The sequence below is a fragment of the Aquimarina agarivorans genome (assembly GCF_000218485.1).
Classification (GTDB): Bacteria; Bacteroidota; Bacteroidia; order Flavobacteriales; family Flavobacteriaceae; genus Aquimarina; species Aquimarina agarivorans.
Map to the genome: position 1 here is coordinate 24,792 of NZ_AFPB01000179.1, position 15,978 is coordinate 40,769.

The following is a 15,978-nucleotide window of genomic DNA, read 5'->3' on the forward strand; positions in this document are numbered from 1 at the left end:
ATGTAATCGATTAATAAAAAATCAAAACCTGTAATTAAATTACAGGTTTTGATTTTTTTTATTATTAGTTTCTGATGACTTCAATACTGTCAATATAAAAATCACCGATTCTATGGCCAAAACCAATTTGAAGAATAGTGTTTTTTAAATCTAATTTATTTTTGTTCTTTGATCTAGTCTCGAATTCAAAATTAGCTTGTTGCCATATACCATTACATTTATATTTTAATTCTGTAGATGCAATAGTAGTTTGTGGTAATTTAGATCCAGTGTTAGTAGGGGCAGAAATAATATTTAAAGTTAATTTGTCGTTATTTCTAGATCTACTTCTTATCCAGACTGAAAAATTATATCTCTTATTTTTTTTTAAGCCTTCGACTTTTTGTTGTAAAATCACATTTGAATGCTTGGTTGTTTTGCCAATAGATATTACTTCAATTTTAGCATGTTTTTTAAACCTCTCTGCTTTACGTTCATAGTTGCTTTTAAAATTAGCTTCAAGAGCGATGTCATCTTGATTGTTGTTTTTAACAATAAATTGCCAGTTTTTAGTGCCATTATCAAAACTAGAATTTTCTATAAGGTTTTGAGCTTTAGTTGTTAATAATGGTAAGATTAAAAAGAATAGTGTAGTTTTCATTTATTATGTTTTAATCAAAAATAAGTCAATAATCACACCAAAAAAGGTATTCTTTTAAAAAATCTTTTTTTGGTGTTTGATAAGTTTGGTATTTAGAAAATATTGATACTTAAAAATTTATCAATTAATAAAAATGATATAACAGGTTAATCTTCCACAATATCACCTGTCCAGTTCATAAAACCACCTTCTAAGTTATAAGTGGTGTCAAAACCGAGTTGTTCCATAATATCACAAGCTTGACCACTTCTGTTGCCTGAACGACAATAGATATAATAATTTTTAGATTTATCTAGTTTAGCTACTTCTTCTAAAAAATTCTGACCTTCTAAAAAATCAATTTGTTTCATATTGGCAATATAGCCTTCTTCAATTTCGCCATCCGTACGTACATCTAAAATGACAGCATTTTCATCATTTTCTAAAAGTTCAATCCATTCGTCTTGATCTATATCTTGTCTCATAATTTTAAATTTTATTATACAATGTTATCGAAAAAAATAAAAAATAATTACATTTGCCTGATGAAAAATTTAAAATTTAATATTTGGTGGTGGATATCTCTAGTTAACTAGCTGTGATATTATGCATTTTATATAAATTTTTGTTCAAAATTTCATTCAAAAAAGGCTTGTCAATCACGACAAGCCTTTTTTTATTTTATATTTTTACATCGCTCTTTAATAAAGATTCGAAAATACAGAACCAATATGAGTTACCAACTTAAAACGAATTTTAAAAAAATAATAGCAGATACCATTACGCCTGTAAGTGTGTACTTAAAAATTAGAGATCGTTTTCCAAACAGTTTATTGTTGGAAAGTAGTGATTATCACGGATCGGACAATAGTTTTTCATACATATGCTGTAATCCTATAGCGAGCATTACAGTAAAGGATGAGAAGATTACTCAAATTTGTCCTGAAGGTCACGTGCAAGTTGCTGATATTACTACCAAAACAGATATTCCTGAGGCTATTGAAGCTTTTGGAAGCATTTTTGAAACCGATGATAGTAACTTTAAATTCATAAATAACGGATTGTTTGGTTACATTTCATACGATGCTGTTCGCTATTTTGAAGACGTGGACATTAGTCAAAAGCCCAATAAGCTTGATATTCCAGATGTATACTATGCCGTTTATCAAAATATTATAGCAATTAACCATTTTAATAATGAGGCTTATATTTTTGCACATACTTACAAAAAGGAGAGTAATATTGACGAAATAGAATCATTAATAAAAGTGAAAAATTTTGCTTCCTATTCATTTGAATCGGTAGGTGAAACTACAAGTAATATTGATGATGAAACGTTTAAAAAAAATGTAGCTATTGCTAAAAAACATTGTCAACGCGGCGATGTATTTCAGCTAGTGCTTTCCAAACGGTTTTCGCAAAAGTTTAAGGGTGATGAATTTAACGTATACCGTGCTTTGCGTAGCGTAAATCCTTCGCCTTATTTGTTTTATTTTGATTACGGAGATTTTAAAATTTTTGGAAGCTCACCCGAGGCACAATTAGTAGTGGACGAAGGGATTGCAGAAATTCATCCCATTGCCGGGACATTTAAGCGTACGGGGGATGATGAAAAAGATGCTGTTTTGGCCAAAAAGTTGGCGCTAGATCCTAAAGAAAATAGTGAGCATGTTATGTTAGTTGACTTGGCGCGAAATGATTTGAGTCGTAACGGGAGTGATGTAAATGTAGAGCGTTACCGCGAAGTGCAATTTTACAGCCATGTAATCCATTTGGTAAGTAAAGTTACGGGGAAAAAGCGCGAAAGCAGCTCAACAATGCAAGTAGTAGCCGATACATTTCCAGCCGGAACATTAAGTGGGGCTCCAAAGCATATGGCAATGCAGCTGATTGAAAAGTATGAAACGATAAACAGGGAATTTTATGGTGGAGCTATTGGTTTTATGGATTTTAAAGGTAATTTTAATCACGCCATTATGATCCGAACGTTTCTAAGTAAAAATCATAGTTTGCATTGGCAAGCTGGTGCGGGTTTAGTAACAGCAAGTAAAGAAGAAAGTGAGTTACAAGAAGTATATAATAAATTAGGTGCCTTAACTAAAGCGTTAAAATTAGCTGAAGATATTTAATAGAAACAGTCTTAATTTCTCCCGTAAGGGCGAAAGTTTCCCAGGAATAGAATTAATTAAATAAGATTCCTTTATTTAAGGAGTAGTACTTATGAAAAAGATATTAGTTATAGATAATTACGATTCGTTTGTTTACAATCTGGTTCATTATTTAGAGGACTTAGGTTGTGAAGTTGTAGTAAAACGAAATGACCAATTGCATATTGATGAGGTAGCGGATTTTGACAAAATATTACTTTCGCCAGGACCTGGAATACCAGATGAAGCAGGCTTACTCAAACCAATAATTGAAAAATATGCGGCTACAAAAAGTATTTTTGGAGTATGCTTAGGGCAGCAAGCTATTGGTGAGGTTTTTGGCGGAACGCTAAGGAATTTAGATGATGTATACCATGGAGTAGCTACAAAAATAACCACAGTAGTGGATAATGATTTAGTGTTTGAAGGATTAAAAAGATCCTTTGAAGTTGGGCGTTATCATTCATGGGTGGTAGCTAAAGAAAGCTTTCCTGATAGTTTGGAGATTACCTCTTTGGACGAAAACGGACAGGTAATGTCCTTGCGTCATAAAGAATTTGATGTTAGGGGGGTTCAATTTCATCCAGAATCAGTATTAACACCTGATGGAATGAAAATGTTAGAGAATTGGGTAAATAATTAAATTAATAGTTATTTATCAATTCCCTCGTAGGAGGGAGTCTCATAATGAGAAGAGTTTTAAGATGAAATGATCCAAAATACTGAAGTTTAAAGATAAAAAAGGATTTATAAAATCATAATAAATTAGTGACCCTAAATTGCTAAATCAATTATAAAAGTAAATTGCCTCTAGTGAATTAGCTGGTAGCAATTCGCAAAGCGAATGAAAAATGAAAAATATACTAAACAGATTAATAAGTCACGAAGTACTGAGTAAGCAAGAGGCTAAAGATATTTTGGTGAATATTTCAAACGGAAGTTATAACAACAGCCAAATAGCATCATTCCTTACCGTGTATATGATGCGTAGCATTACCGTAGCGGAGTTGGAAGGTTTTCGAGATGCGTTGTTGGAACTTTGTGTGGCAGTTGATTTAAGTGAATATAACCCAATTGATTTGTGTGGTACGGGAGGTGATGGTAAGGATACATTTAACATTTCAACACTATCCTCATTTGTTGCCGCTGGGGCGGGAATAAAAGTGACCAAACATGGAAATTACGGGGTGTCTTCAACCTGCGGAAGTTCAAACGTAATGGAGCATTTGGGGATTAAGTTTAGTAACAACAAAGACTTTTTAACCAAAAGTATTGATGAAACGGGTATTTGTGTATTACACGCACCTTTGTTTCATCCAGCAATGAAAAATGTAGCGCCTATACGCAGGGAGTTGGCAGTAAAAACATTTTTCAACATGTTGGGTCCTATGGTTAATCCAGCCTTTCCAACTAACCAAATGGTAGGAGTTTTTAATTTGGAATTAGCGCGTATGTATGGGTATTTATACCAAAATGGAACTAAAAACTTTACCATTTTGCATGCCTTGGATGGGTATGATGAAATATCCTTAACAGGAAAAACCAAAACAATCACTAGACAAACTGAAGCCATGTTAACACCAGATGATTTTGGAGTAACTCAGTTAAAACAATCGGATATTTATGGAGGGAATTCTATTGAATCATCTGCTAAAATATTTGTCGATGTATTGAGCGGAAAAGGTACCGAAGCACAAAATAATGTAGTTTGTGCTAATTCTGGAATGGCGATTGCAACGGTATTGAACTTAACACCAAAAGAAGGTTTTGAAAAAGCCAAAGAAAGTTTACTAAGCGGAAAAGGCTTGGAAGTTTTAAAGAAAGTGCAAAATTTATCGTAGATAAATTGGGTTAAAGGTACAGGACTGAAGGTTAAAGGTAGAAGGTAAAAGAGAGGTTAAAGTATTTTTAGAATACCCCTCAACCTTCAGATTTCAACCCTCAACCCAAGTAAGAATAAAAATATTAGATAGGATAGAAGGACAAAAGCAAGAGGTTAAAGTATTTTCAGAATACCCCTCAACTACCAACCTTCAACCCTTAACCTAAGCAAAAATGAATATATTAGATAAAATAGTAGCAGATAAACGCATTGAAGTTGACTTCAGAAAGGAACTGATTCCAGTAAAACAGCTGGAGCAGTCAGTACTTTTTGAACGCGCTACTGTGTCATTAGCAAAAGCACTTCGCGAAAGCGATACGGGAATAATTGCAGAGCATAAACGCCGGTCTCCTTCAAAGGCAATAATCAATCAAAAAAGTAGCGTTTGGGATGTAGCAAAAGGCTATGAAAAGGCAGGAGCTTGTGGAATGTCAGTACTCACTGATGGGAAGTATTTTGGAGGTTCATTAGATGATTTGCTAACGGCGAGAGCTAGTGTAAAAATGCCTTTGCTACGCAAGGAATTTATTATTGATCCTTATCAGTTATTGGAGGCAAAAGCCTACGGAGCAGATGTTTGTTTATTAATCGCTGCATGTTTGACCAGGGATGAAATAAAACACCTTTCTGAATTTGCAAAAAGTTTAGATTTGGATGTGTTGTTGGAAGTGCACAATCAGGAAGAATTGGAAAAATCCCTAATGCCTTCGTTGGATATGTTGGGAGTAAACAACAGAAACTTAAAAACTTTTGAAGTGAGTTTAGAAACTAGTAAAAGTTTAAGTAGGCAGATTCCTGATGATTTTGTAAAGGTTTCGGAAAGTGGAATTAGTTCAGTAAAAGCTATTAAAGAATTGAAACCTTATGGTTATCAAGGGTTTTTAATTGGGGAAAACTTTATGAAAACTGATAATCCAGCTCAAAGTGCTATTGAATTTATAGGGCAGTTATAAATTAATAATTATGAAAGAAGCAATTTTAATTACTGGGGTTACAGGAAACGTAGGTTCGCATGTGTTGTTTGAGTTGCTTTTTGACCTTCATAATCAGCAAAAGGATACGCCAATCTATTTAGTTATTCGTAGTAGTAATGGAAAAACAGGATGGGAGCGTTTACACTCGGAAGTATTTACACCTAGTTTAATTCCTCAAAAGATTGCCCCCTTTTTTAAAACTTACATAAAAAAAAATGTGCAGGTTTTAGAAGGAGACATCAGTAATTTTATAATTCCTAATGATGCAGGAAATAAATTAACCGTTTTTCATTTGGCGGCATCTGTAAACTTGGGAAAAGGGTTAAAAGCTAAAAAAGAAATTGCGGCAACTAACTACAAAAGCACTAAAACTTTTTTTTGAATTGATAAAAAAGCGTACCAAAAAACTAGTGTTTGTAAGTACGGCTTTTTCTCGTGGAGATATTGAGGGAGTTATTACAGATGATTATCATGCTGAAGATGATTTTAAATTCAGAAATTTTTACGAAGAATTTAAAATGAAGATTGAAAAAGAGGTGCTGCAACTTGCAGCAGCTAATGATTTTGAATGTACTATAGCGCGACCGAGTGTTATTTCCGGACGTTTATTGGACACCCCTAAATATGTGACTAATAGTTACATTGTGTTTTATGCAATTGGAGCTTTTTTTAGTAAAATGAAATCCATTTATAAAGATATTGGTAAGATACGTATTGTATTAAATCCTGAAGGGGGACTGAATATTGTTCCAGTGGATTATGTAGCAAAAGCCATTGTAAGGTCGGCAGATTTAAAAGAAAAACAATTAAATATTACCTTAACAAAAAACGTAGGAATTCAGTATTTATTGACCATGATGTTTAATAAATGTGGGATTGATGGTTTGGAATTTGTTACGGAAGAACCTAAGGATAAAAGCATTATAGAAGCGTTATTTTATAAAACGGTAGGCGGGCAATTGGCAAGTTATTCCACCTCCAAAAAACACCAATTTGAATCAAAATTAGTGCGTAAATTATTGAAGGATATTGAGGAGCCAGACATGACATTGGTATTTAAAGAAATGTATGATTTTGCACACAACATCAATTTTGATAATAACAACATAACGCCTGTTATTGGATAATGGAACAAAAGAAATTGAAAATAAAAGTATGCGGAATGAAGTATGCAACTAACATTCAAGAAGTTGCTGCTTTGCAACCTGATTATTTAGGGTTTATTTTTTATCCAAAATCTCCAAGGAATTTTGAAGGCGCTATTCCTGAAATAGATCATACTATAAAAAAAACTGGAGTATTTGTAGATGCTGAGATTGATTTTATTTTCGAAAAAGTTAAAAAATATGATTTTAAAGCGGTTCAACTTCACGGAAGTGAATCCCCTGAATATTGTAAAAATTTGAGGGAAAAGCTTACTAATATTGAAATATTTAAAGTATTTGGAATTAAAGATGCATTTGATTTTTCAATACTAGCGTCCTATGAATGGTATGTTAATTATTTTTTATTTGATACTAAAGGAAAGCAAAAAGGAGGAAACGGATATGCGTTTGATTGGAGTGTTTTAAAAAATTACACTAGCAAAGTTCCCATTATTTTAAGTGGCGGAATTGGAATTGAAGAATTATCAAAAATTGAACAAATCCTAAAAACGGATTTACCCATTTATGCCTTGGATTTAAATAGTAAATTTGAAATAACACCTGGTGTTAAAGACGCCAAAAGAGTAAAAGAATTTTTAGAAAAAGTAGAACAGCTAACAGCTAATAGCTGATAGCCAATAGCTATAAATTATGAAATATCATGTTAATGAAAAAGGATATTACGGTGATTTTGGGGGAGCATACATTCCTGAAATGTTATATCCAAATGTAGAAGAGTTACGCACAACGTATTTGGAAATAATGGATCAACCCGATTTTAAAGCTGAATTTGATCAACTTTTAAAAGATTACGTAGGCAGGCCAAGTCCATTGTATTTTGCTAAACGTCTTTCCGAAAAATACAATACTAAAGTATATTTAAAAAGGGAGGATTTAAACCATACAGGAGCTCACAAGATTAACAATACCATTGGTCAAATTTTAGTGGCTAAAAAATTGGGTAAAAATCGAATTATAGCGGAAACAGGTGCAGGGCAACATGGCGTTGCAACAGCTACAGTTTGCGCTTTAATGGGGATTCAGTGTATTGTATACATGGGGGAAATTGATATCAAACGACAGGCACCCAATGTAGCACGTATGAAAATGCTTGGCGCAGAAGTTAGACCTGCAAAATCGGGGAGTAGAACATTAAAAGACGCCACAAATGAAGCAATCCGAGATTGGATAAATAATCCGGTTGATACGCATTACATTATTGGCTCAGCCATAGGGCCACACCCATATCCAGATATGGTAACGCGTTTTCAGAGCGTAATTTCCGAAGAAATCAAATGGCAGCTTAAAGAAAAAGAAGGTAAAGAAGATCCTGATTATGTAGTGGCTTGTATTGGAGGTGGGAGTAATGCTGCGGGAACATATTACCATTTTTTAGAAAATACGAACGTTGGTATTATTGCCGTGGAAGCTGCAGGTAAAGGAGTTGATAGTGGAGAAAGCGCTGCTACTAGTAAATTAGGAAAGGAAGGGATTATTCATGGATGTAAAACATTGCTAATGCAATCCCCCGATGGTCAAATAACTGAACCGTACTCAATATCGGCTGGACTAGACTATCCGGGAGTGGGTCCAATGCATTCGCATTTGGCAAGAACGGGTAGGGCCGAATTCTATTCGGTTACAGATGATGATGCTATGACAGCAGGTCTTGAGCTTTCGCAATTGGAAGGAATTATCCCTGCAATTGAAACCTCCCACGCTTTAGCCATTTTTAATGACAAAAAATTTAAGCCTGATGATGTCGTGGTAATTAGCCTTTCGGGAAGAGGAGATAAAGATTTGAATACCTATATCGACTATTTTAAATTATAGATGCGTAAGTCCACTTCCGAGAAGTCGGAAGTCTTAAGTCACTAATTCTAAGGTTGAAATTATATTGCTAATTAAGCTTTATTCAATAAGAATTAATGAAAATTAAAAGCATTAAAATTAGTTAATGTATATAAAAGAGCAACAAGATTTATTTTTTGTTTACATATTAACAAATATGAATCATACAGTTCTATATATAGGTTTTACTGGTAATATTAAGCAGAGACTTAAACAGCATAGAAGTAAAAGTAATAAAGGTTTTTCTAATAGATGTAACATTCATAAGTTAGTTTATTTTGAGACGTTTATATATCCAAATGAAGGAATAAAAAGAGAAAAGCAATTAAAAAAATGGAATCGCGAATGGAAGAACAATTTGATTAATGCTAATAATCCTGATTGGGAAGATTGGAATTGGAGAATTGACTCATTTTAGCAGATAATATTAGATTTCCACCTTCGTGGAAATGAAAGTTATATTTTTTATGAACAGAATAAACAAAAAACTAAACGAAGACAAAAAATTACTGTCTATATATTTTACCGCAGGGTATCCATCGTTAAACGATACCGTTGGGATAATAAAAAAGCTAGAGGATTCAGGAGTGGATATGATTGAAATTGGTTTACCCTTTAGTGACCCTTTAGCGGATGGGCCAACCATTCAAGATAGTTCCACTGCGGCTTTAAAAAATGGAATGACAACCCAAAAATTATTTAAACAATTAGCAGGGATACGTGACACAGTAAGCATTCCGTTAATTATTATGGGCTATTTTAATCCTATGATGCAGTATGGAGTAGAGGCATTTTGTGAAAAATGCCAAGAATTGGGCATTGATGGTTTAATTATTCCGGATTTACCAGTTGCAGAATACGATGAGCATTTCAGAGAAACTTTTGAAAAATACGGATTAATTAATGTGTTTTTAATTACACCGCAAACTAGCGAAGCGCGTATTCGCTTTATTGATAGCGTTTCTAGTGGATTTATATATATGGTAAGTTCCGCAAGTGTTACTGGATCAACTTCTGGTTTTGGGAATACGCAAGAAAGCTATTTTGACCGCATTGGAGCAATGAATTTAAAGAATCCACAAATTGTAGGCTTTGGAATCAACAATGCCGAAACATTTGCTCAAGCTACAACAAAAGCTAAAGGAGCAATAATAGGTTCGGCCTTTATTAAAATGATAACTAAGGATGGTGTTAATGGTATTCCTCCCTTTATTAATAACATTAGATAGTTTATGATAGCAAAAAAACTCCAATCTATATTGTTTGTGATTAAGATAGTTATGTTTAAATTTATCTAAACTTTAACAACATACAATTATGGACATGGATGCATTGAAATCAATAGATGTTTCTAAATTTATTGGAATAGCAACTGAGTACGGTTTAAAAATAGCTCAGGCAATCTTAGTATTATTTATTGGTCTTTGGATCATTAAATTATTGGTAAAAGGGATTAAGAAAGCCCTCAATAGAACAGAAATTGATGAATCTTTAAAAGGCTTTTTATTAAATTTACTTACTTGGGCTTTAAAAGCACTATTAGTTATTACCGTTTTGGGGCAGCTTGGAGTAAAAACCACTTCATTTGTTGCTATTATTGGTGCCGCAGGTTTGGCAGTTGGTTTGGCTTTACAGGGTTCATTAGCAAATTTTGCAGGTGGCGCATTAATTTTATTGTTTAAACCATTTAAAGTAGGTGATTTAATTGAAGCACAGTCCGCAATTGGTGTGGTTAAAGAAATTCAAATTTTTGTTACAAAAATTATTACACCTGATAACAAAGAAGTCATTATACCAAATGGAGCTTTATCCAACGGGAATATTACTAATTTTTCAAGTACAGGACACTTACGAGTGGATTTAGTAGTTGGTATTAGTTATTCCGACGATATTGAAAAGGCTAAAACGGTGATTATGGATACACTTATAAATGATCCTAAAGTATTAAAAACACCTTCGCCTACGGTTGCAGTAGGGGAATTGGGAGATAGTTCAGTAAATATAAATGTTCGCCCGCATGCTACTGTGGCAGATTATTGGGATGTTTATTTTAATTCATTACAAAATGTAAAAGTAGCACTTGACAAAGCAGGTATTGAAATACCATTCCCACAACGAGTAAATCATACGGCTAAATAGTTAAAATAAAGCTAAAGCTAGAAGTAAAAAGAGCAATTATTGTAGCAATAATTGCTCTTTTGCGTGTAGCAACACCAGTAATGGTGTTAAAATTTTTCGTTCAAAAAAAGGTCTTTTTTACTTGATACTTTAAAATAAAATATCACTTTAGCTAAAGGTATATTTATATATTCTTTTTTTGCTAAATATAAAAAAAGCTAATTTTTTATTTAAATAGTTTAAAATCAGAATCAGTAAAAAATAATAAAAATGCTAGATATTACCATTAAAAGTTTTGAAACACTTACCAAAGCTGAGCTGTATGCTATTTTACGTATCCGGAGTGAAGTTTTTGTAGTAGAACAACTCATTGCCTACCAAGATTTGGATCAAAAGGATCAAAAAGCTATGCATATAATTGGTAGGATTGATTCCGAAATAGTGGCTTACACTCGTATTTTTAAACCTAACGACTATTTTAAGTATGCCAGTATTGGGAGGGTTTTGGTAGCAAAAAAATACCGCCGATTCAATTACGGAAGGGATATTGTGAAGGCATCTATATCGGCTATTGAAGCACAATATGGAGAAACAACAATAAAGATTTCGGCACAATTGTATTTAAAACGTTTTTATACAGAATTAGGTTTTGAATCCTATGGAGATGTTTATTTGGAAGATGAAATTCCGCATACTGCCATGTTGAAACAAAATTGAAATAGTTTTTGCTTGCTTTAAACCTAGAATTTTTATCAGTCAAACTTATTACGGATGTTTAGGAACTGCATTATGTTGCAATCCGTCAATCATTTGGTAAATGTATAGCAAAATTAATTCAGGATGTTTCCAGGCAATTTCATGTCCTTTGTTTGGTATAGTTACTATTTGTATTGATGAAAATTTTTCTGAGCTATAATTTACATTAGTATAAGGCACTAAATCGTCAGCATTACCATGAATATGAATAATAGGAATTTGCACGCGGTTCCATTCATTAGTAATTTTTTTCATTTCTGCCGCATGAATTGTTTTTTCATCCCCAGCAACCCGATACCCTCTGGGAACCAGCCAACGTGTTAACCACCATTGGGTTAAGTGCGCTCCCCATACATCTTTTTCCTGATCAGGATCTATAGCGGGCGAAATCATAATAACTCCTTTTACATTATTATTTATTGCTGCAACTCGTGCGGCTAATGGACCGCCATAACTGGATCCAATAGTAATCACGTTTTTTAATTGATAGTAATCAATCAGTTGATTCATTGCTTCAGCCTGAGGTTCAATTTCGGGCAATTCCTTACCAAAATTTGAATACCCGTATCCAGGTCGATCAATCGCATGCAAATTCGCCTTTTTTATAAGTAAACTATCTTTTAAATACCCATTCCAAGCTGAAAGTGAACTAGGAGATCCATGAAAAAAGATAATGTTTAGGTTATTACTTGATTGCGTTATATGTTGGGTGCGTATTTTTAAATTTAAGCTGTCAATTTCAAAATAGTCAATATTTGTGGGAATTTTATAATTGCTAAACCGTTCGTTGATTTCATCATCATTTTCTCGCCACTGCAATACTGCGCATGAATTCAATAAAAGTATAAGGGAAGTGATGCCGAAAAAAGTGAGTGATTTTAATTTCAATATAGTATCATTTTATAAGTCTCACATTAGGGTATTGGCTTTGTAATCCAAACCAAAAAGCATTGTAGCTATGCAGGCGTTTAAGCGTTTTTTCTGTATTTTTAAGTTTTAAAAAGTTTTCTTGTAATTCCCAAAGTCTTCCACTAATATCTACAGCTTCATTAGTAGTAAAGTTGAATTTTTTAAACTTTATGTTTTGATTATAATAGGCCCTATGTCCTCCTTTTTTATCCGTAAATATAACAAAAGGGGTTTGATTAATGCTGTCATGATAAATTGTTTTACGCTGTAAAAACTTTGAATGAATAGCTATAATTTTATCTGTTTCAGTGGGTGTTTTAATGACTAAAACTTCATCTTTTTTTTGTAATCTTTTGTCTAGCTTAGGTACAGGAAACATTAACTCATCAGTTGCAAAATAATTTTTGTAAGCAATTCCATCATTATAATTTCTTTTATAACCAGTGTTTAATGAAAGTACTTTTGTGTCTGGATGTGTTTTTTTTCATTCGCTCCAGGTAGTGTAGTGGTCACTACGCTGAGGTATGCTAACTGAATATTTTTGTTCACTAATGATCCAATGACTGGTTTACCTAAGGTAGTGCTCCAAAGCGATTGTGTTTTTTTTGATCATACATTAATTTATTAGAACGGTATAAAAAGTCGCTGGTTCCAAGTTGATACTGTACGCCTTTGTGTAGTGTTTTGTACAAAATAACAGTTCCACACAAGGTGCAGTATACGCCAGCAACGGGAGTGTTGCCAATAGTGTCTGTAAAAAGTTCGTGCCAAGCTAAAATTCGTTTTGGGTATGCATTTGCTTTTCCATTTATTTCAATACCAAAAACAATATCATTATTATTTAAATAAGTGGCTTTTTCGGCAGATATCATCTTAGGATTTCTCAGCGGAGGAATGCCGTCCTGTTTTACGCCACCCCAACGTACTTCATCTAGCCTAATTTTAGTAAGTTGTGCCCTGTTATAAAAGTATTTTGAAAATTTGGGGTCAATAAGGCTATGTAATTTTGCTTTGAATGTAAAATAATTTGAATTGTAACACTCTGGTCTGTTCCAAATATCAATATACCAATCATTGTAAGAGGCTTTTGCGTTTAAATTTGTGTGCTCTTTCAAGATTTGCAATAGTTGTTGTCTAATCCTATTATTATCTATAAAGTATAACGTTTCCACAAGTAAAATTTCATCGCTACTCTGCCAGTTATGTCTGATTTGTTTAAAAGTATTCGTACGTGCAAATGTATTTGCAGGCTTAAATAAATCTAAAAAGTATTCGAATTTGGCTTTTTTTGTTAGGTTAAAGTTCCTTTCTAAATTTTGGTGTTGAATTTCACTTCCATATAGTGACAAAGAAATAACGAAAAGAAAAGTAATTACTGCATTTTTCATAACCTTATTTTATTAAAATAAGTCGGCAATTAAAAAGAATAATTACTTAGCTACTATGTTGCTCAAGCAAATGATTTAAATTTTTGTTTGAATACAAATCATTTAATAAAAAAATTTCAGCCATTATAACAATAATGATTTAGAGCTTACATCAAAAATAATACAGCTATTGGTGTTAAATTAAACTGGTTCTGATTATAAATTACTTGAATAATAATTAGATATTTTTTTGATGATAAAGAAAATATAAGCCTAGCTTCAGGTACAATAAAATATCAAGTGAGAACAAACTATTTATATGAGAAATTTAACGCCTAACAGTTATTAATAGTAAAAATAGTACTGTACCTTTTAAAGGAGTACTCATTTTGAACTGCAACACAGTAAAACTTAAGTGTAGGTTTTGTTTTAGGGTGTTTTTTTGATTCACTTTTAAGTGCTTAAATTCACTTTTAGGCGGATATACTCATTATAGTATTTGTGATTTTCATTTTTAAAGTTCAAATTTCCAATTTCAGTTTATTTCATTTTATCAAGCTTGAGCTGTACACTAAAATTGTACCATTAATCAGAAAAATTAAATATGAAAAATTTAGTAAAAAAGGTATTAGTTTTAGCGGGTATGCTAGCAATACTATCTTGCCAGGATGACGATATTGCTGTTGCAGAAAATCCAGAAGCACCTTCTGGAGAAGTAATGGATGATGTGGCAGAGATAGCAACCACCACATTTGATGTTACTATTCGTAACACAGTAAATATTTTAAACACTAAAGTATTTAACACGCCAGTTGGAGCAGCTGAACCAGGTCCGGCAGCGGCTAAAGATGCGTATTATGAAATTGATTTTAAAGCGGCGCCAGGGACTTATTTAAGCTTTGCAACAATGCAAGCTGCCACCAACGATTGGTTTTTTGCTCCAAAAGAATCAGGGATTAAATTATTTGATGATTCAGGAGCTCCTGTAACTGGTGATGTAACAAGCCAGATTTATTTGTGGGATTCAGGAACTGAAAATGAAGATCCAGAGTTTATTGCCACTGCTCCTAATGGTCAAACTGAGGGCGAGCCTGATGCAGATACTAGCGTAAGAGTAGTTAAAGAAGATGTGACTCCTTATTTAAAAGTAGATTTAGCTTGGAATTCAACAACAAAAACTTTTACTCTTAAATTAATTAATGTAGTGGGTAATGAAGCTGCAAAGCCAATTATATTAACTCCTGGATTAATAGTTTTACACGCTCAAAAAGCTGCTTTATTTAGTGTAGGAGAACCAGATAGAGGGTTCGGTTTAAAGGAAATAGCTGAAGGCGGAATGCCAAAAAAATTATACGACTGGTTTAAAGAAGAAGGTACTACAGAAGGTGCTTTTTTAAGAATGTCAGCTTCTTTAGTAAAATTTTCACCTGCATTAATTTATGCTTTTGATGGGAAAGAGGGAGCTAAGGATCCATTTTTTACTCAAGGTGAAGCTGCTGTAGTAAATAGTGGTCTTGAAGAATTGGCAGAAGATGGAAACAGAAGTGTGGCTTATAATTACATTAAAGATGAACTTAACATTCCTGTGGCAGCTAGTAATGAAGAAATGCCAATAGGACCAGGACAAGAATTTACATTTACAATCGAAGTGCCTACAAATAAAGATTATAAGTTTAGTTTATTGACGATGTTAGTGCCATCAAATGATTGGTTTATTAGTCATAATACGGCTGGTTTGGCTTTATTTGACGAGGAAGGAAATCCAATGACTTATAGCAATGCAGGTACCAAAACGTATTTATATGATGCAGGTACTGAAGCTGATCAACCTATTGGTGCTGGAAATTATCAGGCATCTATTCAAATGGGACCAAATGAAGGTCCAGCCGATGCAGATACAACGGTAAGACGTGTACCAATGATTATGGACGGTCAGTTTGGTAAAGATGTAGTAATTGGCGGAGGAGCCGGAGTAACATGGAATGGCGACCCAAGAGGAGGATATAACTTTATTGAAGTTGATATTACGCCAAGGTAATATAATTTTAAGTTACTAGTTTGAATAAATAAGAGGCTACCAAAAAGGTAGCCTTTTTTATTTTTGTAAGTATGACGCTTCTTATATTAATATCGTTTCCGACATTAAATTTAACCATTCAGATTTGTTCTTTTTCATTTGATACTTAGAAATAAAAAAGTACCGAAGCTAA

At 33.2% G+C, this 15,978-nt stretch carries 17 protein-coding genes and 1 pseudogene; 13 read left to right on the forward strand and 5 right to left on the reverse strand.

From position 1 onward, the window contains the following. Positions 1-64: 64 nt before the first annotated feature. Entirely contained in the window at positions 65-640 is a 576-nt protein-coding gene (locus GMC_RS0117205) for a carbohydrate binding domain-containing protein (RefSeq protein WP_010523323.1), read from the reverse strand. A 146-nt stretch (positions 641-786) separates the two neighbouring features. After that, a complete protein-coding gene (locus tag GMC_RS0117210) occupies positions 787-1,104 on the reverse strand; it encodes a rhodanese-like domain-containing protein (protein WP_010523324.1) in 318 nt (105 codons plus the stop codon). 246 nt (positions 1,105-1,350) lie between these two features. Here GMC_RS0117210 and GMC_RS0117215 point away from each other — a divergent pair, with 246 nt between their 5' ends. From GMC_RS0117215 to GMC_RS0117270, 12 genes are all read left to right on the forward strand, one after another. After that, complete coding sequence (locus GMC_RS0117215; RefSeq protein WP_010523325.1) at positions 1,351-2,748, forward strand: anthranilate synthase component I family protein; 1,398 nt, start codon at positions 1,351-1,353, stop codon at positions 2,746-2,748. Positions 2,749-2,839: 91 nt separating this feature from the next. Beyond that, entirely contained in the window at positions 2,840-3,409 is a 570-nt protein-coding gene (locus tag GMC_RS0117220) for an anthranilate synthase component II (protein WP_010523326.1), read from the forward strand. 208 nt (positions 3,410-3,617) lie between these two features. Next, a complete protein-coding gene (trpD, locus tag GMC_RS0117225) occupies positions 3,618-4,607 on the forward strand; it encodes an anthranilate phosphoribosyltransferase (RefSeq protein WP_010523327.1) in 990 nt (329 codons plus the stop codon). A 214-nt stretch (positions 4,608-4,821) separates the two neighbouring features. Further along, positions 4,822-5,601 (forward strand): indole-3-glycerol phosphate synthase TrpC, encoded by a 780-nt coding sequence (gene trpC, locus GMC_RS0117230; RefSeq protein ID WP_010523328.1) that lies wholly within the window; start codon positions 4,822-4,824, stop codon positions 5,599-5,601. Positions 5,602-5,611: 10 nt separating this feature from the next. Further along, the gene (locus GMC_RS22610) at positions 5,612-6,004 is read left to right on the forward strand and encodes an SDR family oxidoreductase (RefSeq protein WP_010523329.1); all 393 of its coding nucleotides are present in this window, start codon (positions 5,612-5,614) and stop codon (positions 6,002-6,004) included. A 1-nt stretch (position 6,005) separates the two neighbouring features. Continuing rightward, positions 6,006-6,749: an SDR family oxidoreductase gene (locus tag GMC_RS0117240; RefSeq protein WP_262482035.1), complete on the forward strand. Its 744-nt coding sequence runs from the start codon at positions 6,006-6,008 to the stop codon at positions 6,747-6,749. After that, positions 6,749-7,399 (forward strand): phosphoribosylanthranilate isomerase, encoded by a 651-nt coding sequence (locus tag GMC_RS0117245; RefSeq protein ID WP_010523331.1) that lies wholly within the window; start codon positions 6,749-6,751, stop codon positions 7,397-7,399. Before GMC_RS0117240 ends, GMC_RS0117245 begins: the two co-directional genes overlap by 1 nt. 19 nt (positions 7,400-7,418) lie before the next feature. Further along, positions 7,419-8,600, forward strand: coding sequence for a tryptophan synthase subunit beta (gene trpB / locus GMC_RS0117250; protein ID WP_010523332.1), 1,182 nt, complete (start codon positions 7,419-7,421; stop codon positions 8,598-8,600). Positions 8,601-8,724: 124 nt separating this feature from the next. Beyond that, positions 8,725-9,036 carry a GIY-YIG nuclease family protein gene (locus tag GMC_RS0117255; protein ID WP_010523333.1) on the forward strand — a complete coding sequence of 104 codons (312 nt, stop codon included), beginning with the start codon at positions 8,725-8,727 and terminating at the stop codon, positions 9,034-9,036. Positions 9,037-9,085: 49 nt separating this feature from the next. Beyond that, complete coding sequence (gene trpA / locus GMC_RS0117260) at positions 9,086-9,847, forward strand: tryptophan synthase subunit alpha (RefSeq protein ID WP_010523334.1); 762 nt, start codon at positions 9,086-9,088, stop codon at positions 9,845-9,847. Between the two features lie 88 nt (positions 9,848-9,935). Beyond that, positions 9,936-10,757 carry a mechanosensitive ion channel family protein gene (locus GMC_RS0117265; RefSeq protein WP_010523335.1) on the forward strand — a complete coding sequence of 274 codons (822 nt, stop codon included), beginning with the start codon at positions 9,936-9,938 and terminating at the stop codon, positions 10,755-10,757. 249 nt (positions 10,758-11,006) lie between these two features. Then, positions 11,007-11,453 (forward strand): GNAT family N-acetyltransferase, encoded by a 447-nt coding sequence (locus GMC_RS0117270; protein WP_010523336.1) that lies wholly within the window; start codon positions 11,007-11,009, stop codon positions 11,451-11,453. A gap of 48 nt (positions 11,454-11,501) precedes the next feature. On the opposite strand, the gene GMC_RS0117275 is transcribed toward GMC_RS0117270, so the two are convergent. The 3 genes and pseudogenes from GMC_RS0117275 to GMC_RS22620 all read right to left on the reverse strand — a co-directional run bounded on the left by GMC_RS0117275 (position 11,502) and on the right by GMC_RS22620 (position 13,789). Beyond that, the gene (locus GMC_RS0117275; protein WP_138940668.1) at positions 11,502-12,380 is read right to left on the reverse strand and encodes an alpha/beta fold hydrolase; all 879 of its coding nucleotides are present in this window, start codon (positions 12,378-12,380) and stop codon (positions 11,502-11,504) included. Positions 12,381-12,387: 7 nt separating this feature from the next. Then, a pseudogene (locus GMC_RS22615) lies at positions 12,388-12,873 on the reverse strand (DUF3179 domain-containing (seleno)protein); the annotation flags it as partial. A 100-nt stretch (positions 12,874-12,973) separates the two neighbouring features. Continuing rightward, positions 12,974-13,789 (reverse strand): DUF3179 domain-containing (seleno)protein, encoded by an 816-nt coding sequence (locus GMC_RS22620; RefSeq protein WP_010523339.1) that lies wholly within the window; start codon positions 13,787-13,789, stop codon positions 12,974-12,976. Positions 13,790-14,372: 583 nt separating this feature from the next. Here GMC_RS22620 and GMC_RS0117290 point away from each other — a divergent pair. Then, the gene (locus GMC_RS0117290) at positions 14,373-15,806 is read left to right on the forward strand and encodes a spondin domain-containing protein (RefSeq protein WP_010523340.1); all 1,434 of its coding nucleotides are present in this window, start codon (positions 14,373-14,375) and stop codon (positions 15,804-15,806) included. Positions 15,807-15,978 lie beyond the last annotated feature (172 nt).